Origin of the sequence: Streptomyces rapamycinicus NRRL 5491 (assembly GCF_024298965.1) — a bacterium.
Taxonomy (GTDB): Bacteria; Actinomycetota; Actinomycetes; order Streptomycetales; family Streptomycetaceae; genus Streptomyces; species Streptomyces rapamycinicus.
Window position 1 is genome coordinate 6,902,075 of the sequence record NZ_CP085193.1, and the last position, 20,708, is coordinate 6,922,782.

The 20,708-nt window shown below is 71.7% G+C and carries 21 protein-coding genes; 15 read left to right on the forward strand and 6 right to left on the reverse strand.

Features of this window, described 5'->3' with window-relative positions; genetic code table 11:
• Nucleotides 1-11 precede the first annotated feature (11 nt).
• Nucleotides 12-692 (forward strand): RNA polymerase sigma factor, encoded by a 681-nt coding sequence (locus tag LIV37_RS28995; RefSeq protein WP_121824385.1) that lies wholly within the window; start codon nucleotides 12-14, stop codon nucleotides 690-692.
• Entirely contained in the window at nucleotides 692-1,894 is a 1,203-nt protein-coding gene (locus LIV37_RS29000; protein ID WP_020870650.1) for a hypothetical protein, read from the forward strand. Before LIV37_RS28995 ends, LIV37_RS29000 begins: the two co-directional genes overlap by 1 nt.
• A 239-nt stretch (nucleotides 1,895-2,133) precedes the next feature.
• On the opposite strand, the gene LIV37_RS29005 is transcribed toward LIV37_RS29000, so the two are convergent.
• Nucleotides 2,134-3,030 (reverse strand): L,D-transpeptidase family protein, encoded by an 897-nt coding sequence (locus LIV37_RS29005; protein WP_020870651.1) that lies wholly within the window; start codon nucleotides 3,028-3,030, stop codon nucleotides 2,134-2,136.
• Between the two features lie 131 nt (nucleotides 3,031-3,161).
• Here LIV37_RS29005 and LIV37_RS29010 point away from each other — a divergent pair, with 131 nt between their 5' ends.
• Together LIV37_RS29010 and LIV37_RS29015 are read left to right on the forward strand one after the other, a co-directional pair.
• On the forward strand, nucleotides 3,162-4,751 hold the full coding sequence (locus tag LIV37_RS29010; RefSeq protein ID WP_020870652.1) for an acyl-CoA mutase large subunit family protein: 1,590 nt from the start codon (nucleotides 3,162-3,164) through the stop codon (nucleotides 4,749-4,751).
• Nucleotides 4,752-4,808: 57 nt separating this feature from the next.
• Entirely contained in the window at nucleotides 4,809-5,024 is a 216-nt protein-coding gene (locus tag LIV37_RS29015) for a hypothetical protein (protein ID WP_020870653.1), read from the forward strand.
• A gap of 521 nt (nucleotides 5,025-5,545) precedes the next feature.
• On the opposite strand, the gene LIV37_RS29020 is transcribed toward LIV37_RS29015, so the two are convergent.
• Nucleotides 5,546-6,259, reverse strand: a complete 714-nt coding sequence (locus LIV37_RS29020; RefSeq protein WP_020870654.1) for a B3/B4 domain-containing protein — start codon at nucleotides 6,257-6,259, stop codon at nucleotides 5,546-5,548.
• A 121-nt stretch (nucleotides 6,260-6,380) separates the two neighbouring features.
• Here LIV37_RS29020 and LIV37_RS29025 point away from each other — a divergent pair, with 121 nt between their 5' ends.
• A complete protein-coding gene (locus LIV37_RS29025) occupies nucleotides 6,381-7,682 on the forward strand; it encodes an alpha/beta hydrolase family protein (RefSeq protein WP_020870655.1) in 1,302 nt (433 codons plus the stop codon).
• Nucleotides 7,683-7,704: 22 nt separating this feature from the next.
• Here the strand turns inward: LIV37_RS29025 and LIV37_RS29030 are convergent, their stop codons facing one another.
• A complete protein-coding gene (locus tag LIV37_RS29030; RefSeq protein ID WP_020870656.1) occupies nucleotides 7,705-7,851 on the reverse strand; it encodes an SCO1431 family membrane protein in 147 nt (48 codons plus the stop codon).
• Between the two features lie 149 nt (nucleotides 7,852-8,000).
• Between LIV37_RS29030 and LIV37_RS29035 the strand changes: the two genes are divergently transcribed.
• From LIV37_RS29035 to LIV37_RS29055, 6 genes are all read left to right on the forward strand, one after another.
• Nucleotides 8,001-9,425: an amidase gene (locus LIV37_RS29035; RefSeq protein WP_020870658.1), complete on the forward strand. Its 1,425-nt coding sequence runs from the start codon at nucleotides 8,001-8,003 to the stop codon at nucleotides 9,423-9,425.
• 142 nt (nucleotides 9,426-9,567) lie between these two features.
• Nucleotides 9,568-9,876 (forward strand): hypothetical protein, encoded by a 309-nt coding sequence (locus tag LIV37_RS29040; RefSeq protein ID WP_158634877.1) that lies wholly within the window; start codon nucleotides 9,568-9,570, stop codon nucleotides 9,874-9,876.
• Nucleotides 9,870-11,948 (forward strand): bifunctional polysaccharide deacetylase/glycosyltransferase family 2 protein, encoded by a 2,079-nt coding sequence (locus LIV37_RS29045; protein ID WP_373920782.1) that lies wholly within the window; start codon nucleotides 9,870-9,872, stop codon nucleotides 11,946-11,948. Before LIV37_RS29040 ends, LIV37_RS29045 begins: the two co-directional genes overlap by 7 nt.
• Nucleotides 11,945-12,982: an LCP family protein gene (locus tag LIV37_RS29050; protein ID WP_121824384.1), complete on the forward strand. Its 1,038-nt coding sequence runs from the start codon at nucleotides 11,945-11,947 to the stop codon at nucleotides 12,980-12,982. Before LIV37_RS29045 ends, LIV37_RS29050 begins: the two co-directional genes overlap by 4 nt.
• 333 nt (nucleotides 12,983-13,315) lie before the next feature.
• Entirely contained in the window at nucleotides 13,316-13,486 is a 171-nt protein-coding gene (locus tag LIV37_RS53060) for a hypothetical protein (RefSeq protein WP_476718418.1), read from the forward strand.
• Nucleotides 13,431-13,973 (forward strand): YwqG family protein, encoded by a 543-nt coding sequence (locus tag LIV37_RS29055; protein ID WP_020870662.1) that lies wholly within the window; start codon nucleotides 13,431-13,433, stop codon nucleotides 13,971-13,973. The genes LIV37_RS53060 and LIV37_RS29055 overlap by 56 nt, the downstream gene beginning before the upstream one ends.
• A gap of 233 nt (nucleotides 13,974-14,206) precedes the next feature.
• Here LIV37_RS29055 and LIV37_RS29060 read toward each other — a convergent pair whose 3' ends face one another.
• Nucleotides 14,207-14,923 carry an SDR family NAD(P)-dependent oxidoreductase gene (locus tag LIV37_RS29060; protein WP_020870663.1) on the reverse strand — a complete coding sequence of 239 codons (717 nt, stop codon included), beginning with the start codon at nucleotides 14,921-14,923 and terminating at the stop codon, nucleotides 14,207-14,209.
• Nucleotides 14,924-15,095: 172 nt separating this feature from the next.
• On the opposite strand from LIV37_RS29060, the gene LIV37_RS29065 reads away from it, so the two are divergent.
• The gene (locus LIV37_RS29065) at nucleotides 15,096-16,148 is read left to right on the forward strand and encodes an Lrp/AsnC family transcriptional regulator (RefSeq protein WP_121824383.1); all 1,053 of its coding nucleotides are present in this window, start codon (nucleotides 15,096-15,098) and stop codon (nucleotides 16,146-16,148) included.
• Nucleotides 16,149-16,201: 53 nt separating this feature from the next.
• On the opposite strand, the gene LIV37_RS29070 is transcribed toward LIV37_RS29065, so the two are convergent.
• The gene (locus LIV37_RS29070; RefSeq protein ID WP_121825198.1) at nucleotides 16,202-16,813 is read right to left on the reverse strand and encodes a TetR/AcrR family transcriptional regulator; all 612 of its coding nucleotides are present in this window, start codon (nucleotides 16,811-16,813) and stop codon (nucleotides 16,202-16,204) included.
• A gap of 96 nt (nucleotides 16,814-16,909) precedes the next feature.
• On the opposite strand from LIV37_RS29070, the gene LIV37_RS29075 reads away from it, so the two are divergent.
• A complete protein-coding gene (locus LIV37_RS29075) occupies nucleotides 16,910-17,659 on the forward strand; it encodes an SDR family NAD(P)-dependent oxidoreductase (RefSeq protein ID WP_020870666.1) in 750 nt (249 codons plus the stop codon).
• 240 nt (nucleotides 17,660-17,899) lie between these two features.
• Here LIV37_RS29075 and LIV37_RS29080 read toward each other — a convergent pair whose 3' ends face one another.
• Nucleotides 17,900-18,631 (reverse strand): FadR/GntR family transcriptional regulator, encoded by a 732-nt coding sequence (locus LIV37_RS29080; protein ID WP_020870667.1) that lies wholly within the window; start codon nucleotides 18,629-18,631, stop codon nucleotides 17,900-17,902.
• Between the two features lie 133 nt (nucleotides 18,632-18,764).
• Here LIV37_RS29080 and LIV37_RS29085 point away from each other — a divergent pair, with 133 nt between their 5' ends.
• Both LIV37_RS29085 and LIV37_RS29090 read left to right on the forward strand, forming a co-directional pair.
• Nucleotides 18,765-19,277, forward strand: coding sequence for a gluconokinase (locus LIV37_RS29085; protein WP_121824382.1), 513 nt, complete (start codon nucleotides 18,765-18,767; stop codon nucleotides 19,275-19,277).
• A 20-nt stretch (nucleotides 19,278-19,297) separates the two neighbouring features.
• Nucleotides 19,298-20,695, forward strand: coding sequence for a GntT/GntP/DsdX family permease (locus tag LIV37_RS29090; RefSeq protein WP_020870669.1), 1,398 nt, complete (start codon nucleotides 19,298-19,300; stop codon nucleotides 20,693-20,695).
• Nucleotides 20,696-20,708: the final 13 nt, after the last annotated feature.

Consider the following 20,708-nt stretch of genomic DNA (forward strand, 5'->3'; position numbering starts at 1 on the left):
AGGAAGAGAGCGTGCAGGGGGACGACGCGGAACTGACCGCCGCGGTGCTCGCGGCGCAGGAAGGGGACGAGACCGCCTTCCGGACCGTCTACCGGTCCGTGCACCCTCGCCTCCTCGGCTACGTACGCACGCTGGTCGGTGATGGCGACGCGGAGGACATCACCTCAGAAGCATGGCTGCAAATAGCCCGTGACCTGCAACGATTCAGCGGAGACGCGGATCGTTTCCGGGGCTGGGCGGCCCGGATAGCCCGCAACCGCGCGCTGGACCACATACGGATGCGCGGCCGCCGCCCGGCCATCGGCGGCGATGAGTCGGAGCTGGAGTTCCGGCCGTCCGACGCGGACACGGCCGGTGAGGCGATGGAGGCCATCGGCACCGGCAAGGCGCTCGGGCTGATCTCCCAGCTGCCGCAGGACCAGGCCGAGGCGGTGGTGCTCCGGGTGGTCCTCGGCCTCGACGCGAAGAGCGCGGCCGCGGTGCTGGGCAAGCGGCCCGGGGCGGTGCGCACCGCCGCCCACCGGGGGCTGCGGCGGCTCGCCGATCTGATCGGCCCGGCGGCCGGGGGCGATTCGGTGCTCGACGGGGTTCCAGGGCAACGCGAGTCACACGGCGGCGGCGCAACCAAGCCGGGTGTGGCGAAGTCTGCTGGTGTGACGGATTCACGCGCGCCAACGCAGAAGGACATGTGATGGCCGAAGACCACCGCTACAGCTGGCTGGATGACAGTGCCGCGGAGCGGTTGCTTCGCGGCGAACCGGTCGAGGGGCAGCCTGCAGCTCCAGACGGCCGAAGCGACCAGTCATATGCCGATGCGGAACGGTTGGCGGCCGTGCTCAGCGCCGCCGCCGGCGCGGGCCGTGCGGCGGCCCCCTCCGACGCGTCCGCGCTTCCCGGTGAGGAGGCGGCCGTGGCCGCCTTCCGGGCGGCCCGGGTCGAGGCCGGTGCACAGGCCGGTGCCGAGGCCGGGGCGGGGTCCGTGGCCGAGGTGGCCGAAATGGACATGGCCCGGCGGCCGCACCGGATCCGGCGTTTCAGAGAGAGACAGCCGCGGCTGCGGCGCCCGCTGCGCGCGGGCATGGTCGCGGTCGTGGCCGGATGTGCGCTCAGCGGATTCGCGGTGGCGGCAGCCGCGGGGGTACTGCCGACACCGTTCGGGCAGAGCGACCACACTCCGGGCCCCTCGGTGAGCATGTCGAACGGCGGGTCCGGCGGGGACTCCGCCCATCCGGAGATCTCCCAGGACGGCGGCACGACGGCGCCTGATCCCAGTGGTTCGGGCGACAACGATGCCAGCGACGTGGGCTCGAACGGCGCCCAGGGCGGAACGGTTCCCTCCGACCCGGAGGACGACGGCAAGGGCAAGAACGGCAAGGGCCCCGGCTCCTCGAACGGGAACCCCGGCGTCCCGAAGTGGGCCCTCGCCGTCTGCCCGCGCTATCTGGACTCGGAAACGGGCGTGGGCGCGGACCTCGACAAGAAGTCGCTGAAGAAGCTGACGAAGGCGGCGGGCAGCGCGTCCGCCATCCACGGATACTGCACGCAGATCCTCGCCGACGACGGCACGGGCAGCACCCCGCGCAGCGACGAGAGCACCGGCAGCGGCGGCGACGGTGGCGGCACGGACAGCGGCAACGGCGGGTCTGACGGCTCCGGTTCCGGTTCTGGTTCCGGCTCCGGCGACAGCGCCGGTTCGGACAGCGGTGGCGGCTCCGGTGGCGATCCGGGAAAAGCTGGAGGGGACGGCGACACGGCCCCGCCGCCCCCTCCGCCGGACACCACCGACACGCCGACCGACGTCACCACGCCCACGACCGCCGCTGATCCCTTGAAGTCCACGGAACCGCCCGCTTCGGGCGACCCCACGACCGCCGCGGAAACGGGTGCCGACTGAGACTCCGGCACCCAGGTGTGACGTTTTTTTCAGCGGCGACGCTGAAAGAAACGGGCCGACTGGTCATCGGCCGCGCGGGAGCCGAGGTTCCCCCCGTACCGACGGCTCCGCGCATTCGGCGCGGGCAGAGCACGTTCCCCCGGCTCTGCCCGCGCCGCCCCCCTCTTCGCGCCTAAACCGGCGCCGCTCTCGCGGACCGGGTCCTCGCCGTCGGGGTTCCTCAATTGATGGTCGCGGTCCTACTTGTAGACCACGACCTTGTCGCCCGCCTTCACCTTGTCGAAGAGGGCCGCGATCTTCTTCTTGTCCCGGACGTTGACACAGCCGTGTGAGGCGCCGCTGTAGCCGCGGGCGGCGAAGTCCGAGGAGTAGTGCACCGCCTGGCCGCCGCTGAAGAACATCGCGTAGGGCATCGGCGTGTGATAGATCGTCGAGACATGGTCCCGGCTCTTGAAGTTGACCTGGAACAGCCCCTCCCGGGTCGGGGTGTACTCCGAGCCGAAGCGCACATCCATCGCCGACACCACCCGGCCGTTCACCATCCAGGCCAGGGTGCGGCTGGTCTTGCTGATGCACAGCACCCGGCCGGTCAGGCACCGCGGATCGGGCTTGGCCAGCGGAAGGGTGGTCGGCGGGTAGAGCTGGTCGCGCGTGGGCGTCTTCGTGGCCGAGCGCAGTGAGGTCCAGGTGCGTTGGCTCACCGAGCCGGTGGCCGCCAGGCCGTGGCCCCGCTGGTACGCGCTGACCGACGCCTGCGTGATCGTGCCGAAGTACCCGGTCGGGTTCCGGTGGAAGAGCCCGAGCGCGCGCAGCCGGGCCTGGAGTTCGCGCACCCGGTCCCCGCTGGTGCCGAAGGGGATCACCGGCGGGGCCACCCTCGGCGCGGTGCGCCGCGGCGCGGCGGGGGCCGTGGTGCGCGGCGGGCGTGCCGCCACCCGCTTGGGCTTGGCCTTGTGGGTGTACGTGCGATGTGGCCGGGGCGACGTCTCGCGCTCGGGCGCGCTCGTACTCGTCCGGGCCTGGGGTCGCTCCTGCCCCCGGCCGTTCACGGTCGCCTCCCCCGGCCGGCACCCGGCGACCAGTGCCGCCGCCGTGGCCGTGGCCAGCGCGGTGCCGACCACCGCTGTCCGGTGCATCCGAACCCCTCCCCTGATCTTTTTGCTCTGAATGCTTCCCGGGGCTGCCGTGGGGCGAACATCGACGCATGCTGTGAACAAGGCCCCGTACCGGGAGAACGCCCGGTATCAGCCATCAGGAGGCGTGACCCATGGCGCGCGAGTCGGAGTCGGGATTCCCCGTCGAGCCGGTGTACGGGCCGGGCGCGCTCAGCGGCTGGGACCCGGCCGGGCGGCTGGGCGAGCCGGGGGAGTACCCCTTCACCCGCGGGGTCCATCCGACGATGTACACCGGCCGCCCCTGGACGATGCGGCAGTACGCGGGGTTCGGCACCGCCGCCGAGTCCAACGCCCGCTACCGGCAGTTGATCGAGCACGGCACCACCGGTCTTTCGGTGGCCTTCGACCTGCCGACCCAGATGGGCTACGACTCCGACGTGCCCCTCGCGCACGGCGAGGTCGGCAGGGTGGGCGTGGCCATCGACTCGGTCGAGGACATGCGGGTGCTGCTGGGCGGCATTCCGCTGGACCGGGTCTCGACCTCCATGACCATCAACGCGCCCGCTGCCCCGCTGCTGCTCCTCTACCAACTCGTGGCCGAGGAGCAGGGCGTGTCCGGGGCCCGGCTGACCGGCACCATCCAGAACGACATCCTCAAGGAGTACATCGCCCGCGGCACCTACATCTTTCCGCCCGTCCCCTCGCTGCGGCTGGTCGCGGACATCTTCAAGTACTGCAAGGCCGAGCTGCCCAAGTGGAACACCATCTCGATCTCCGGCTACCACATGGCGGAGGCCGGGGCCTCGCCCGCGCAGGAGATCGCCTTCACCCTCGCCGACGGCATCGAGTACGTCCGTACGGCCGTCGCGGCGGGCATGGACATCGACGACTTCGCGCCCCGGCTCTCCTTCTTCTTCGTCTCCCGCACCACACTGCTGGAGGAGGTCGCCAAGTTCCGGGCCGCGCGGCGGATCTGGGCGCGGGCGATGCGGGAGGAGTTCGGCGCCCGCGACCCGAAGTCCCAGATGCTGCGCTTCCACACCCAGACCGCGGGCGTCCAACTCACCGCCCAGCAGCCCGAGGTGAACCTGGTGAGGGTGGCCGTCCAGGGCCTGGCCGCCGTCTTCGGCGGCACCCAGTCCCTGCACACCAACGCCTTCGACGAGGCCATCGCGCTTCCGACCGATGTCTCCGCCCGGCTGGCGCTGCGCACCCAGCAGGTGCTGGCACACGAGACCGATGTGACGGCCACCGTGGACCCCTTCGCGGGCTCCTACGCCGTGGAGTCGCTGACCGACACCGTCGAGGAGGCCGCCGTCGGCCTGATGCGGCGGGTCGAGGACCAGGGCGGCGCCGTGGCCGCCATCGAGCGGAACTTCCAGAAGGAGGAGATCGAGCGCAACGCCTACCGGATCGCCCAGGAGACGGACGCGGGGACGCGGGTGGTGGTCGGCGTCAACCGCTTCCAGCTGGCGGAGGAGGCGCCGTACGAGCCGCTGCGGGTGGACCCGGAGATCGAGGCCCGGCAGCGCGCCCGGCTCGCCCGGCTGCGCGCCGAACGCGACCGGTCGGCGGTGAGCGCGGCGCTGTCCTCCCTGCGGAAGGCCGCCGAGAGCGAGCCGGGGACGGCCAACGTGCTCTACCCGATGAAGGACGCGCTGGCGGCGCGGGCCACGGTTGGCGAGGTCTGTGACGCGCTGCGGGAGGTGTGGGGGGCGTACAAGCCGGTGGACGCGTTCTGAGCGCTCCCCGGGCGTCGGTCCGGGGCCGTTGTCGGACGGCTGGGCGACACTGGATCCATGTCGTCGTCACCCCGCCGCACCTGCCCGGTCTGCACCCGAGAGATCGCGGTCGTCGGCGGGCGCTTCGCCCGCCATGACCCGCCGGGACGGCGCTCCGCGTACGAGCTGATCTCCTGCCCCGGCTCGCGGCGGATCGCGCCGCTGCTCACCACTCCGCCGAAGCTGTTCGGCGAGGAGGAACCCCCGACATCGGGCCAGCAGGCCCTGTTCTAGCCCGCGCTGGATGGTGCCGCCTGCGGCGGGCTGTCCCCTCCCCGCCCCTTCCCGACACCGACGATATGCGGCTCCGCCGCGTGGGGGGCTCCGCCCCGGCCTCCGGCCATCCGCCGCACTGGCGCGCGGACCGCGATCGGTTGGTTCGTCGGCCCCCGGGGGGTCCAGGGGTCCAGGGGGACGAAGCGAAACCGGGTCTCCGCCCCGGCCCCGGCTGGACGGTCCGGGTGTGCGCGGGTGTCCGCTTCGGCGGCGTGCCGACCGCGTTCGTGGCGGCGATGGTCGGCTCATCGACCCCGGGCTCCAGGGGCGGAGCCCTTGGTTACGGGAAGGGGCGGGTAGGGGAAAGGACCATCGGCCCGCCACCCCGGCGTGCCAGTGCGCTTGGGGGTCCGGGGACTTCGCCCCAGGTCCCGGTGCCAGGGGGAGCCCTGCCACGCGGGGGAGCCGCATGTCGATGCTGCGGGAAGGGGCGGGGTGGGGAAAGATCCACCGGCCCCGCCGCCCCACCGGCTCCAGCGCTACGCGGCACCCACCAGCCGGGAGGCGATCGTCACCCCCGGGCTCGCCTCCGTCAGTGCCTCCACCAACTGGTCACCGGCCGCCTTCAGCGCCGTGTCGTCCATCGGCCCCAGCGCGTCCAGGACGAACATCGCCCGGGTGGTGTCATGCGTGAGCCGGGTGCGGGTGCACTGGCGCCAGTTCCAGCGGCGGCAGGTGGCGCCCGCCTCGTCCCGCCACACCACCTCGCCGGGCGCCGGGTGCTCGACCACGGGCTCGCCGCCGGCCGTCGTCTCGAAGGTCTCGTCGCCCTCGGCGCGCACGAGCCGGGCCGCGCCCACGTAGTGGTCGAGGTCCTCGCCGCCGAGCGGGATCACATGTCCGACCGAGATCGCGTTGTAGATGTCGGTCAGCCGGTCCACCCGGGGCAGCCCGGCGGAGACGCGCCGCAGCAGGGCCTCCGCGCTGGGCCGGGTGCGCTGCGGCTTGGCGCCGAAGGCGCGGAACGCCTCTCGCCAGGCGGCCAGATGCGGATGTTCCTCCACCGGGCCGTCCCCGAACCGCTGCCGCGCCGCCGACTCGGCGTCGGCCAGGAGTCGCTCGCTGAGCTCGTCGCTGGGCCCGGGGCGCAGCCCCTCGGCGGTGATGAGCAGTACCCGGTAGTCGGGGCGCAGGGCGAGTACGGCGGGGTCGATGGTGGCGGATTCCAGCCAGGCCGCGGCGTCGAACGTCATGCGGTCCACTATGGCATACGGTGCGGTGCAGTGTGATGTACGGCTTCGGGGGGCATCCCCACCCCGGAGACGGCGGGTGCCCCGATGGTGGCGTACGGCCGGAAGCGGAACGCTCTACGGCATGACCACACCTGCTTCCGACTCCGGCCCGCGCCGCCGGGCCCTGCTGGCCGCCACCGCCCTCGCCACCGTGGGGGTGGGGGCGGCGCAGCCGAGGGCGGTCGCCGCCCCGGCCGCGCGGCGGGTGCGGCCGCCCCGGGTGCGGCTGACGCTGCCCGCGCCCACCGGACCGTACCCCGTGGGCACGGTCTCCCACCGCCTCGTCGACCATGACCGGCCCGATCCCTGGGTCGCCTCCCGGCCGTCGCGTGAGCTGATGGTCAGCGTCCGCTATCCGGCCCGGGACGTCGAGCGGTATCCGCGCGCCGCGCAGATGTCGCCGGGCGAGGCGGCCGGTTTCGACCGGCTGAACAACTTCGGGGGCGTGCCGCGGGGCAGCGTCGACTGGGCGGCGACGCGTACCTTCGCGCACCAGGGGGCCCCGCCCGCGAGGACGCGCCGGGGCGCCGCGCACCCGAGGGTGCACCCGGAAGTGCACCCGGTGGCGCGCCCGGTGGTGCTCTACTCGCCCGGCGTCGGCGACCCGCGCTCGCTGGGCACCACGCTCACCGATGAGCTGGCGTCGCGCGGCTATGTCGTGGTCTGCGTCGACCACACCTACGACGCGTCGGCGGTCGAGTTCCCGGACGGCCGGATCGAGACCACCCGGCTGCCGGAAGAGTACGAACGGGCCGAGCGGGAGGGCACGGTCGTCGAGCTGCTGCGGAAGACCTGTGCGGTGCGAGTGGCGGATCTTCGCTTCGTTCTCGACCGGCTGGAGGCGATCGTCCCGGCACCGTTCGCCCCGTCCGTCATCGGCGCGTTCGGGCAGTCGGCGGGCGGTTTCGCGGCCCTTCAGACGATGCACGACGACCGGCGGATCGCGGCGGCCGCGAATCTGGACGGGCTGCTGGCCTACGTCCAGGAGGATCAGGACCCCGGCCCCCTCTCCACGGTCGCCGCGGACGGTGTGGACCGCCCCGTGCTGCTCATGGGCAAGGACGGAAACGACCACCACACCGTGCCGTCGTGGGGTGCGCTGTGGGAGCACGGCTCGGGCCCGCGGCTCGATCTGACGCTGCTCGGTTCGGGCCATGCGAGCTACACCGACGCCACGTCGATGCTGCCTCGGATCGCCGAGCGGCTGGGCCTGCCGAAGGAGGTGGTGACCGGGGCGATCGGCACGGTCGCCCCGGAGCGGGCGGTGGCCGTCCAGCGCGCGTATGTCCCGGCGTTCTTCGACCGCGAGCTGCGCCACCGCGATGACGCGGGGCTGCTGGACGGGCCGTCGGCCCGCTACCCGGAGCTGCGGTTCGTCGGTTAGGCCCGCCCGCTCGGGCCGGGGCCTAGAACAGCCCCAGCCGCGTGATGAGCAATGCGAGGACTACGACGAGCGACCAGCCGAGCAGATGCTCCAACAGGTGGTCCTCGCCGTCGGAGGGGCCTCCGGTGCGGGCGTGGAGGCCGGTGCGGCGCGCCGCGATGTCGGTCATGCGGGTGTCCTCTGTGCTCAGCGATGATCGTGATGAACGTGATGGATGTGATGGACGTGATGAAAAAGGTCATCACCGTTGCCCAGGGTGCGCCGAGCGGCCACCTGGGGTAAAGGGGGAGTGGCCGAACTCACCCGAGGAGGTCCACGGTGACCAGCGTCATTCCCAAGGGTCTGGGCGAGCAGATCCGCGCCCTGGCCGGAGGCGAGGTGACCTCCCGTGCGCTGGTCGAGCAGTCGCTCCAGCGCATCGCCGAGACCCAGCTCACGCTCAACGCGTTCCGCCGCGTCCGCGCCGAGGCCGCCCTGCGCGAGGCCGCCGAGGCGGACCGGCGGCTGGCGGCGGGGGAGCGGCTGCCGCTGCTCGGTGTCCCGCTCGCGGTCAAGGACGATACGGACGTGGCGGGCGAGCCCACCGCCTTCGGCTGCCGCGGCGACTTCCCCGCCAAGGCCGAGGACGGCGAGGCGGTACGGCGGCTGAAGGCGGCCGGGGCCGTGATCGTCGGCAAGACCAACACCCCCGAGCTGGGCCAGTGGCCGTTCACCGAGGGCCCCGCCTTCGGCGACACCCGCAACCCCTGGAGCCCGGAGCACACCCCCGGCGGCTCCTCCGGCGGCGGCGCGGCCGCCGTCGCGGCCGGTATCGTCCCCGCCGCGCTCGGCTCGGACGGCGCGGGCTCGGTCCGCATCCCCGCGGCCTGGACGCATCTCATCGGCATCAAGCCGCAGCGCGGCCGGATCTCCACCTGGCCGGACGCCGAGGCCTTCAACGGCATCACCTGCAACGGCCCGCTGGCCCGCACGGTCGCCGACGCGGCGCTGCTGCTGCATGTCGCGACCGGCAACCGCGAGGGGGATCTGCACTGCCCCGAGCCGGTGGACGTGCTGTCGGCGGTGGGCCGCGATCCGGGGCGGCTGCGGATCGCCCTGTCGTTCAGGACGGCCTTCACCGGCACGCCGAAGCGGCTGGACCCGGTGGTGCGGGCCGCCGTCGTCCGGCTCGCCGAGCGGCTGGCGGCCCTCGGCCACGAGGTGGTGGAGGCCGAGCCGCGCTACGGGCTCGTGGGCTTCTCCTTCCTGCCGCGCGCCACGGCCGGGCTCACCGAATGGTCCGGCCGGGTCCCCGATCCGCTGCTGCTGGACATCCGCACCCGCGGCGCCGTCCGCAACGGCCGCTTGCTGGGCGGCACCGCGCTGCGGTGGGCGCGGTCGTACGAGGAGCCGCTGCGGCGCCAGGTCGGGGCGATCTTCGACCGTTTCGACGTGGTCCTCTCCCCGACGACGGCCGCGCCCCCGCTGCGGATCGGTGCCATGGCCGGTCTGTCCGGGTGGCGTACGGACCGGGCCATGATCGCGGCGTGCCCGTACGCCTGGCCGTGGAACGTGCTGGGCTGGCCCGCGATGAACGTGCCCGCCGGGTTCGCCGACCCCGAGCGCCGCACGCTGCCGCTCGGCGCCCAGTTCCTCGGCCCGGCCAACAGTGAGCCCGTGCTCATCTCGCTGGCGGCCCAGCTGGAGGCCGACCAGCGGTGGTACGAGCGCTGGCCCCAGGTGTCCCGCCCCGGCCCGCAGTGACCCTTCTCTCATACTTTTCAGACATACCCGCTTGAGAGAGAAAGACCAGGTCACGCCTACCGCCGGTAATGAGGAGGACGTCATCTCGCGTGGTCACGAGCGGGCGAACGCGTCACTACACTTCCGCCACATGGTGAAGAGGGTGACCGAAAAGCGTCGGCGAAGAAAACAAGCCGGTCAGATATTCGTCAATGCGTCCGGCGGCCGGAGACAGCTCTTGGCGCTCGCGGCGCTGGCTGTCGGCTGTGCCTGCGTCGGTTATCTGCTGCTGCTCGTGACCGCCCTGTCCGGTGTGCTGTGGCAGGACGACCAGGAGCCGCCGAGGACCGCCGAGCGGTCCACCACCGGCACGGCCCCGGCCGCACGGCCCTGGCCCAGCTCATACACGTACGGCACCGCGGTGACCGCTCCCCTTGCCGCCGACTCGCCGTCCAGGGGCGGCCCCTGGTGAGCCGGCACGCACACCGCCCCGAGCCGCGCGGCCACTGGCTGCTGATGCTCGTCGTCGTCTCCGCCGTCGCCGCCGCGCTGGTCTTCGAAGGCTGGACCACCCACGAGGTCGCCTCCCAGCCCACGCGCAGCGCCTGTACGAGCCCGATCCCGAAGGCCGCCGACACCGGGAAGCCGGTGGTGCGCCTCGACGGCTCCACGGTGCAGACGGCCGGGATGCCCGCCCGCACCGTCGCCCTCACCTTCGACGGCGGACCCGACCCCGTCTGGACCCCACGCCTGCTGCACCTGCTGCGCGCGCACCACGCGCACGCCACCTTCTTCCTCTCCGGCGTCCAGGCGGCCCGCCACCCCGAGCTGGTGCGGCGGATCCGCGACGCGGGCCATGAGATCGGCTCGCTCACCTACACCGGCTCCGACCTGGGCTCGGCCTCCGCCGCGCGCACCCGCCTCGAGCTGTCCCTCACCCGGACCGCGCTCGCGGGCAGCGCGGGGATCGACACCCAGCTGCTGCGGCTGCCGCTCACCACCCAGGCCGACACGATGTGCGGCGGCGAGTGGACGGCCGCCCGGCGCGCGGCCGAGCAGGGCTATCTGCTGGTCACGGCCGACCGGCCGGACCGGAAGCCGGAGCGGGGCGTCATCCAGCAGTACAGCCAGACCGACAGCGCCTACAGCGAGATCAAGAAGCTCTTCCGGAACCGGAAGGTCGAGAAGTACACGACGGTGTCCGAGGGGCTCGGCCGCGCCCCGGCCGACACCCCCGCCTCCACCGTCGGCCAGTTGCAGGGCAAGGCGCTGCTCCAGGTCCAGTCCATCGGGCACGGCTTCGTCAAGGCCATGACCTGGGTGCTCGGCGTCGCGGGCACCCTGGCCCTGCTGCGGCTGGTGCTGATCGTCTTCTTCGCGCGGGCCCACGTCCGGCGCCTGCACCGCTTCCGGCCCGGCTCCCCCTGGTTGCGCGAGGTCAACGACCCGGTGACGGTGCTCATCCCCGCCTACAACGAGGAGGCGGGGATCGAGTCCACCGTGCGGTCACTGCTCGCCTCCACCCACCCGTGGCTCCAGATCATCGTGATCGACGACGGCTCGACCGACCGGACCGCCGACCTCGCCACCTGGATCGACGACCCCCGCGTCTCGGTGATCCGCCAGCCCAACGCGGGCAAGGCGGCCGCCCTCAACACCGGCCTCGCCCACGCCCACCACGACATCGTGGTGATGGCCGACGCCGACACCGTCTTCGAACCGGAGGCCATCCACCAGCTCATCCAGCCGCTCGCGCACCCGGCCATCGGCGCGGTCAGCGGCAACACCAAGGTCGGCAACCGCCGCCGGCTGCTCGGCAGGTGGCAGCACCTGGAGTACGTCTTCGGCTTCAACCTCGACCGCCGGATGTACGAGGTGCTGGAGTGCATGCCCACCGTGCCCGGCGCGATCGGCGCCTTCCGGCGGGACGCGCTGCTGGGCGTCGGCGGGGTCAGCGAGGCCACCCTCGCCGAGGACACCGACCTCACGATGGCCCTGTGGCGGGGCGGTTGGCGGGTGGTGTACGAGGAGTCCGCGATCGCCTGGACCGAGGTGCCCACCTCCCTGCGCCAGCTGTGGCGGCAGCGGTACCGCTGGTGCTACGGCACGCTCCAGGCCATGTGGAAGCACCGCCGCGCCCTCCGCGAGGTCGGCCCGGCTGGGCGCTTCGCCCGCCGAGCGCTGCCCTACCTTTTCCTCTTCCAGGTGGTGCTGCCGCTGCTCGCCCCCGTCGTGGACGTATTCGCCCTGTACGGCGTGGCGTTCGCCGATCCCGTGGAGTCGATCGGGGTGTGGCTCGTCTTCCTCGTGGTGCAACTGTTCGGCGCCGGATACGCGCTGTGGCTGGACAAGGAACGGCTGCGGGCGCTGTGGGCGATGCCCTTCCAGCTCGTCGTCTACCGGCAGTTGATGTACCTCGTGATCATCCAGTCCGTGGTCAGCGCCCTGTTCGGCACGAGGCTGCGCTGGCACCGCATGCACCGGTCCGGCTCCGCCGGGGAGCACCGGACGGTCGGACCGGCCGCGCGTCAGGGTCTGTCATGAGCAGCGGAGGGATGACCATGCCGAACAGCGCCGACGAGGCCACCTCCCGTCGCCGGTGGCCCCGGCGGCTGCGGCGCACGGTGGTCGTGCTGCTCGCGGTGGTCCTGCTCGGGGCCGCCTCCACGTACGGCTGGGCCTGGTCCCGGCTGAACAACGACGTCGACCTGGTGAAGGTCGAGCACCGGCCGGCGCCGGGCAAGGGCACCAACTACCTCATCGTTGGTTCCGACAGCCGTGACGGCCTCTCCCAGCAGGACAAGAAGAACCTGCATACCGGCTCGGCCGAGGGCCGCCGCACCGACTCGATGATGATCCTGCACACCGGCGCCCACGGCGCCACGATGGTGAGCCTGCCGCGTGACTCCTGGGTGACCCTCCCGCCGTTCACCTACCCCATGACCGGTAAGCGTCCCGGGCCGTCCAAGAACAAGCTCAACGCCGCGTTCTCGCTGGGCGGCCCCGAACTGCTGGTACGGACGATCGAGCACAACACCGGGCTGCGGATCGACCACTACGCGGAGATCGGCTTCGCGGGCTTCGTCAACGTCGTCGACTCGGTGGGCGGCGTGCGGATGTGCCTCGACAAGCCCGTCAAGGACAAGAAGTCGGGCGCCGATCTGAAGGCGGGCTGCCAGACGCTGGACGGCCGCCAGGCCCTGGCCTTCGTCCGCCAGCGCCACCAGGAGGCCAACGGTGACCTCGGCCGCAGCCAGAACCAGCAGAAGTTCCTCGCGGCACTGGCGAAGCGGGCCGCGCGGCCGGACCAGGTCTTCGTTCCCTGGAAGTCGCTGCCGACCGTCGGCGCGGGCCTCGACACGCTCATCGTGGACAAGGGGTCCGATCTGCGGACGCTGATGTCGTTGTTCAAGGCGATGAAGCAGGTCGCGGGCGGCGACGGCAACCGGCTGAACGTCCCCGTGGCCAACCGTGGTCTCGCGACGTCCAAGGGCGACGCGCTGAAGTGGGACGAAGGGCGGGCGAAGCGGCTCTTCGAGCGGCTGCGGAACGATCAGCCGGTGGGCCGCCGCGGGTAGGGGACGCGGGGGTCCTTCCCCTCCCCGCCCCTTCCCGAAACTGGGGCTCCGCCCCAGACCCCGGCCGGGGCTCGGCCCCGGGCCCCGGGGTTGGGGTTCCGCCTCAGGCACCGAAACTGGGGCTCCGCCTGTGGTGTCCCGCCTGTCACAGGTGGGTGTTTGACTTTCCGGATGGATCCTGAGGCTACGTTTTCCGCCCTGCACGGCTTCTGCGCCGAGCGCGTCGGCGGCCCCTTGGCCGCGCGCCTCGTACGTCTCGCCCGGCCCGGTTTCGAGCTCACCGAAGCCGGGCCGGGCGAGGCGGCCGGGCACAGTCGATTCGGCGGCCGGGCGATGCTCGAGCCGGGCACGCCGTGGCCCGACTGCGAGGGCGTACCGCTGAGCCTGCTCGCCGTCCTCGACACCGACGCCCTGGCTCGGTGGCCTTCTCCCCGCCGGGACGGGCCTGTTGAACTTCTTCGCCCTCGACTCCGAGTCGGAGCGGTGCGATCCCGTTGCCCTTGAACTGTCGCTCAAGCTGGACCTCCTCGACCCACGGCTGGGGGCGGTCGTCCCGGCTCGTTCCGCCCATGCCGTGGAGAGGGACGCACCGGCCCGGTCGAGCGTCTTCGAGCCGATCGCGTGGACGGCGTCACCCGGGTTCGCCTTCCCCGACACCTTCGACCCGGCCTGGGACACGGTCGACTTGGGATCCGTGGTCGACGACATGCCCGTGTACGACATCACCGATCTGCTCCCCGGCTGGTCGGAGCAGCCGTATGCGATCCATGCCGATGACATGGCCTTCGGCTGGCCGGTGTTCCCCACGGGATCCTCGCCGACGCTGCCGGACGACGAGGATTCCATTCGTTACCAGCACTTGCTTCAGTTGTCCGGGCAGGACGAGTGGTGGATCGGCGGCGACGGCGGCTGGACGCACTGGTCGATCCCCGTCGAAGCACTGCGCGGTGGCGACTTCAGCCGGGCGATCCCGACACCGGACATCTGGTGACGGCGGTGCTCTCGCGCGGCGGGTGCTGACGAGGGACGCGATTCCCTGCATGACGGCGGCGACACGCCGGCCTCCCGTGCCAGCTCACGCAGCGACAGCGCGCCGAAGGCGCGAGACGGCGCCGCGCCCGGCAGCGAACGCGGAGGTCCAACGCGGTCTGCTGATCAACAACGCGGGCACCTCGGCCCTCGAACTCGGAAGGACTCGCGGGCCGTGGCCGGTGGCCGAGGGGTTTACCAAGGGACGGTCCGGCCGAAGCGGTCCAGATACGCCAGACCGGGTGTGCCCAGTCGGGAAAGCAGGATATCCACCAGCAACGGGACGGTCTCCTCGATGGTGAACGGCGCGTCCGGACCACCCAGGGCGGTGCGTATCCAGCCCGGTGCCATGAGCACGAAGGCGCGCTGCGTCTCACTCTGCCGGGCCGCGAAGCTCCGCAGGAACATGTTCAGGGCCGCTTTGCTCCCCCGGTAGACCTCGCGGCCTCCGGTCGTGTTGTTCGCGATGCTGCCCTGCCCGGAGGACATCGCCCCGATGAGCCCGGCCGGGGACACCAGGTCTTCGAGGGCCTCGATGGCGCGCATGGGGCTGAGCGCGTTGGTGACCATCACGTCGATGAAGTCGGCTGTCGCAACCGAGCCGACGGGCGTCTGCTCATTGTTGGTGGTGCCCGCATTGACGAAGAGCACATCGAGTCGGCGGTGCGCCAGGCGTTCGTGCAGCGGGGGCAGTTGGCCGGGGTCGTTGATATCGAGATGTTCGATGGATATCCGCCCGTCGGCGTGGTCCGCGAGATCGTGCAGCGGCGTTCGGGCAGTGGTGTCGCGAACGGTGCCGACGACGTTCCAGCCCCTGTCGAGGAACTCTGCCGCCATCGCGTGGCCGAGGCCGCGCGAGGCCCCGATGATGAGAGCGGTCGATGGGTGTTGTTCGGCGCCGGTCGATGACATCCAGCGTCAACTCCGTTCTTAAAGCGTTGTAATCCGTTCGGGCATCGTCGAGGCCGCGGGATCGGCGCAGGGCGTTGCCCGCTGCGGTGGCCTCTCAACCCGTGTGCTTGAAGTGTTCCGCCCGCGCCGCGCCGCAGGCGAGCCACGAGCGCTCGTTTGTACGATTGCCGCCATGGCAAGGGTGTTCATGACGGAATCCGCTTCGGTAGCGCCTGATGATGTACGAATCATTCGGGCGTTGCAGATCGCTCCGCGGGCTTCGTTCGCCGCGATCGCGTCCGCCCTCGGCCTGACCGAGGGCGCCGTCAACCGCCGGTATCGCCGCCTGCGCGCCGACGGTGTCATCCGCGTGGCCGGTGTGGTCAACCCGGGCGCCCTGGGGCAGAGCAGGTGGCTGGTGAGACTGCGCTGCCGCCCTGGCAGTGTCACGGCGATCGCCGAAGCGCTCGCCAAGCGTGACGACGTCAACTGGGTAGCCCTGAGTGCGGCGGGCTGCGAGATCACCTGTGCGACGCAATCCCGGACGCGGGAACAACGCGAGGACCTCCTGGGGCAGCGGCTTCCCCGCACCGCAGCGGTGATCGACATCAACGCCTTCGCCATGCTCCGCCAATTCCTCGGAGGCCGCGCCCATTATTGGTCCGCCCTGCAAGGCACGCTGTCCCCGCGGGAAGAAGCGGCGTTGGGGAGCGGCGGGTCGCCCTTCACCGAGTTTCCGGTCGTCACCCGCGAGCCCCTGCGCCTCGCCCCCGAGGACGAGAAGATGCTCGACGCGCTCGCTGCGGATGGCCGCGCCAGTCTCGTCGATCTCGCCACAGCCGCCGGCCTCACTCCGGGACGCGTCTCGCGACGCCTTGATGTTCTGCTCCAGCACCGCGTCGTCCACATCGACGTCGAGATCGCGGCAGCGGCGTTGGGCTATCACGCTCGCGCGAACCTCTGGCTTCGCGTGCACCCGTCAGCGGTGAAGAGCACGGGCCGCATACTCGCGCAGGAACCCGAGGTCGCCTTCGCCGCGGCCATCTCCGGGCCCTGGAATATTCACGCCGTCGCACACTGCCGGGACCTCGACGAACTGTTCGAGTTCACTTCGGATCGCATCGGGTCCCTGACCGAACTCCAGAGCATGGAGGTCTCGCCCGTGCTGAGGCACATCAAGCAGGCCGGCACCCGGCTCTCCGGCGATCGCCTCGTCGAGCCGTCCAGCGCTCGCGCGCGACGCTGAGAGGCTGGACGGCCGCGCGGCTTCGCTGGGATCGGAACCACCCTGGGGCGGACTCAGGGCGCGGGCGGCCAGTTGCGCAGCGCCATGTCGGCCACCTGCTGCAACTCCTCCTGTGTGGCGCCGCTGGCCGCTTGGACGGCCATGCCGTTCGCCACGGTCATGAGGTAGCGGGCGAGCACTCCGGGGTCGGTGTCCGGTGGCAGGTCGCCCTCGTCGACGGCCTGCCGGAACCGGTCGCGGAGGCGGGCCGCGCCCTCGTTGCGCCAGTCGATGAGGGCGTCGCGGGCGCTGCGTCCGGGGTCGCCGGCGGCGAGTGAGCCCTGGACGCCGAGGCATCCGGCGGGGCAGCCGGGGCGGGTGTTGGCCCGGACGGAGCCGTGGAGGAACGCGGTGGCCACCTGCTGGGCGGTCGGTTCCCGCATGGCCCGGTCCGCGTACGCGGCGGGGCCCTCGGAGTAGCGCTCCAGGGCCTTGCGGAACAGGTCCTCCTTGTTGCCGAAGGCCGCGTACATGCTGGTGCGGGTGATGCCCATGGCGCTGGTCAGGTCGGTGAGGCTGGCGCCCTCGTAGCCCTGTTCCCAGAAGACCCGCATGGCGCGCTCGAGGGCCTCGTCGGCGTCGAAACCCCTCGGTCGGCCGATCGGTGCCTGCTGCCGCGTCTTCATGCCGTCCAGCATATCTCTTCAGTACCGGTCGGTGCAGAAGTGCGCTACGCTCGCTTTCGGTACCGAACGGTACTGAAATTTGGGGAGGTCATTGACATGGGACAGCTTGAGGGCAAGACCGCCGTCATCACCGGCGGCGGCACCGGGATCGGCCTGGCCACCGCCGTACGGCTGGCGGCCGAGGGCGCGCACGTGTTCATCACCGGACGGCGGAAGGCCGAACTGGACGCGGCCGTCGAGGCCATCGGCCCGGCGGGGGCCACCGCGGTGGCGGGTGACGTCACCGACCTGGCCGACCTGGACCGGCTCTACGACGCGGTCCGCGCCCGGGGCCGGGGCCTGGACGTGGTCTTCGCGAACGCCGCGACCGCCGAGTTCGCCACACTGGAGGAGGTCACCGAGGGGCACCTCGACCGGACCCTCGCCGTCAATGTGCACGGCACGGTGTTCACCGTGCAGAAGGCGCTGCCGCTGCTCAACGACGGCGCCTCGGTGATCCTGAACGCCTCCACCGCCGCCGACAACGGCACGCAGGCGTTCGGCGCGTACGCGGCGTCGAAGGCCGCGGTCCGGTCCTTCGCGCGGACCTGGGCCAACGAGCTCAAGGGCCGTGGCATCCGGGTCAACGCGATCTCGCCGGGCCCGGTCGAGACTCCGGCGATCACGGCCCTCGCCGGCGAGGGCAAGGCGGCCGACTTCAAGGCCCACCTCGCCACGACCACCGCGATCGGCCGGATGGGCCGCCCCGAGGAGGTCGCCGGGCTGGTGGCGTTCCTCGCCTCCGAGCAGAGCAGCTTCGTCCTCGGCGCCAACTTCTATGTCGACGGGGGTGAGAACCAGATCTGACCGGAGCGCACAGTCTGCCCTCGGGCAGACTCGGAGTGCCGCGAGGTCGGGGTACCTCCTCCGAAATCGCTTGACGTATTGGTTGCGCCATATCAAGCATTTTTCGAAGGGGTACCCGGACGCCCGCCGCTCGCAGTCCGGAGGGCCTCCGGGCCACCGAGTGCGGAGGCCGCTCAAAGGCGCCGAAGGCGCGAAGCGAAACCCGCATTCAACAGACGGCCGGTGCGGACCCCGCCGTCCTCACGGTGCCAGGATGTCCAGCTCGCGCAGCGCGCCCACGGTGATCTCCTTCGTGAAGCGCTCCGCCGCCTCCGCGTCGCCCGCGCGGACCGCTTCGGCCACGCGGACGTGGAGGGTGACCGCCTCCGGGTCGGGGTCGCTGAACATGACGCGGTGCTGGGTGCGGCCGGTGAGGACCTCCGCGACGACATCGCCGAGGCGGGCGAACATCTCATTGCCCGAGGCGCGCAGGACCACGCGGTGGAAGGCCACGTCGTGGACCAGGTACGCGGGGAGCTGCTGGCCGCGCGAGGTGGCCACCATGTTGAGCGCGTGCCCGGTGAGTTCGGCGCACTGCTCCGGCGTGGCGTGCTCGGCGGCCAGCCCGGCGGCGGCGGGCTCGATGGCCGAGCGCAGGGCGGTGAGGGAGCGGAGCTGGCGGGGGCGGTCGGGGCCGGCCAGGCGCCAGCGGATGACCTGGGGGTCGAAGACGTCCCACTCCTCGGTGGGGCGCACCGTCACCCCGACCCGGCGGCGGGACTCCACCAGGTGCATGGACTCCAGGACCCGCACCGCCTCCCGGACGACCGTGCGGGAGACGTCGTAGCGCCGCTCCAGTTCGTCCGTGCGCAGCACCGTGCCGGGCGGGTAGTCGCCCGCGGTGATCGCGGGGCCCAGGGATTCCAGGACGCGGTCGTGCAGCCCCCGGCCCCTGGGCCTCTGACCACGGCCCTCGGGCCCCTGTTCGTCCATGGGCTCAGCCTACGCGGCCACCCGTCCATCAAATAAGTATGACTTTTAAGTCACGGCCTCTTGAATACGTCGTATCTGTGGGGTTGAGTGTCCGGCGGCGCCGAGGTCGAAGAAGACAGCGAGGTTTCACACAATGCACGCCCCCCAGGTAGTCGTGGTCATGGGAGTGTCCGGAACGGGCAAGACCACGATCGGCCCTCTGCTGGCGGAGGAGCTCGGCGTCCCGTACGCCGAGGCGGACGACTTCCACCCGCCGGCCAACATCGCCAAGATGTCGGCCGGGACCCCGCTGGACGACGACGACCGACGCCCCTGGCTGGACGCCATCGGTGCCTGGGCCCGGACCCGCGCCGAGCGCGGGGGAGTGGTGAGCTGCTCCGCGCTCAAGCGGATGTACCGCGACCGGCTGCGGTCCGCCGCCCCCGGCATCGTCTTCCTCCATCTGACCGGCGACCGCGAGCGGATCGCCGAGCGGATGAAGGAGCGCAAGGGCCACTTCTTCTCCGGGGATCTGCTCGACTCCCAGCTCGCCACGCTCGAACCGCTCCAGCCGGACGAGTACGGCGTCGCCGTCGACATCTCCCCCGAACCCGAGGTCATCACCGAGCGGGCCGCCGCCGAACTGCGGCGGCTCGAACATCAGTAACGCACGTTAGGAAACCCGCCGTGACCAGACTCAGCGCCGAGATGCTGGCAGCGGACACCGTCGACCCGATCACGTCGGCCGGTCACGCACAGCTCGGCATAGCCGTCCTCGTCGGCATAGCCGTTCTCGTCCTGCTCATCACCCAGACCAAGCTGCACGCGTTTCTGTCGCTGACGATCGGCTCACTGGCGCTCGGCGCCGTCGCCGGAGCCCCGCTCGACAAGGTCATCACCAGTTTCTCGGCCGGTCTCGGGTCGACCGTCGCGGGCGTCGGCGTGCTGATCGCCCTCGGCGCGATCCTCGGCAAGCTGCTCGCCGACTCCGGCGGCGCCGACCAGATCGTCGACACGATCCTCGCCAGGGCAAGCAACCGGACGATGCCCTGGGCGATGGTGCTGATCGCGGGGATCATCGGGCTGCCGCTCTTCTTCGAGGTCGGCATGGTGCTGATGATCCCGGTGGTGCTGCTGGTCGCCAAGCGCGGCAACTTCTCCCTGATGCGGATCGGCATCCCGGCGCTCGCGGGCCTCTCCGTGATGCACGGCCTGGTACCGCCCCACCCCGGTCCGCTCGCCGCGATCGACGCGGTCCACGCCGACCTGGGGATCACCCTGGCGCTCGGTGTCCTCATCGCCATCCCCACCGCGATCATCGCGGGGCCGGTCTTCTCGCGCGTCGCCGCCCGCTGGGTCGACGTCACCCCGCCCGACCGGCTGATGCCCACGCGTCCGTCGGAGGAGCTGGAGCGGCGCCCCGGGTTCGGCGTCACCGTGTTCACCGTGCTGCTGCCGGTCGTGCTGATGCTGATCAAGGCACTGGTCGACATCGTCGTGGACGATCCGGAGGACGGGGTCCAGCGGGTCGCCGACGTCATCGGCACCCCCCTGATCGCGCTGCTGGCGGCCGTGCTCGTGGGCATGTTCACCCTGGGCCGCCCGGCGGGCTTCACCCGGGACCGGCTCTCCTCCACCGTCGAGCACTCGCTCGCCCCGATCGCGGGCATGCTGCTGATCGTCGCCGCGGGCGGCGGCTTCAAGCAGACCCTCATCGACATCGGCGTCGGCAAGATGATCATGGACATCTCGGAGGACTGGAACGTCTCCGCGCTGCTCCTCGCCTGGCTGATCGCGGTCGCCATCCGGCTCGCCACCGGCTCGGCGACGGTGGCCACGATCTCGGCCGCCGGGCTGATGGCCCCGCTCGCCGCCGATATGTCCAGCACGCATGTGGCGCTGCTGGTGCTGTCCATCGGCGCCGGGTCGCTCTTCTTCAGCCATGTCAACGACGCGGGATTCTGGCTGGTCAAGGAGTACTTCGGGATGAGCGTCGGGCAGACGGTGCGGACCTGGTCGGTGATGGAGACGATCATCTCCCTCGTCGGGCTCGTCTTCGTCCTGCTGCTGTCACTGGTGGTCTAGCGCCGAGTAAGAG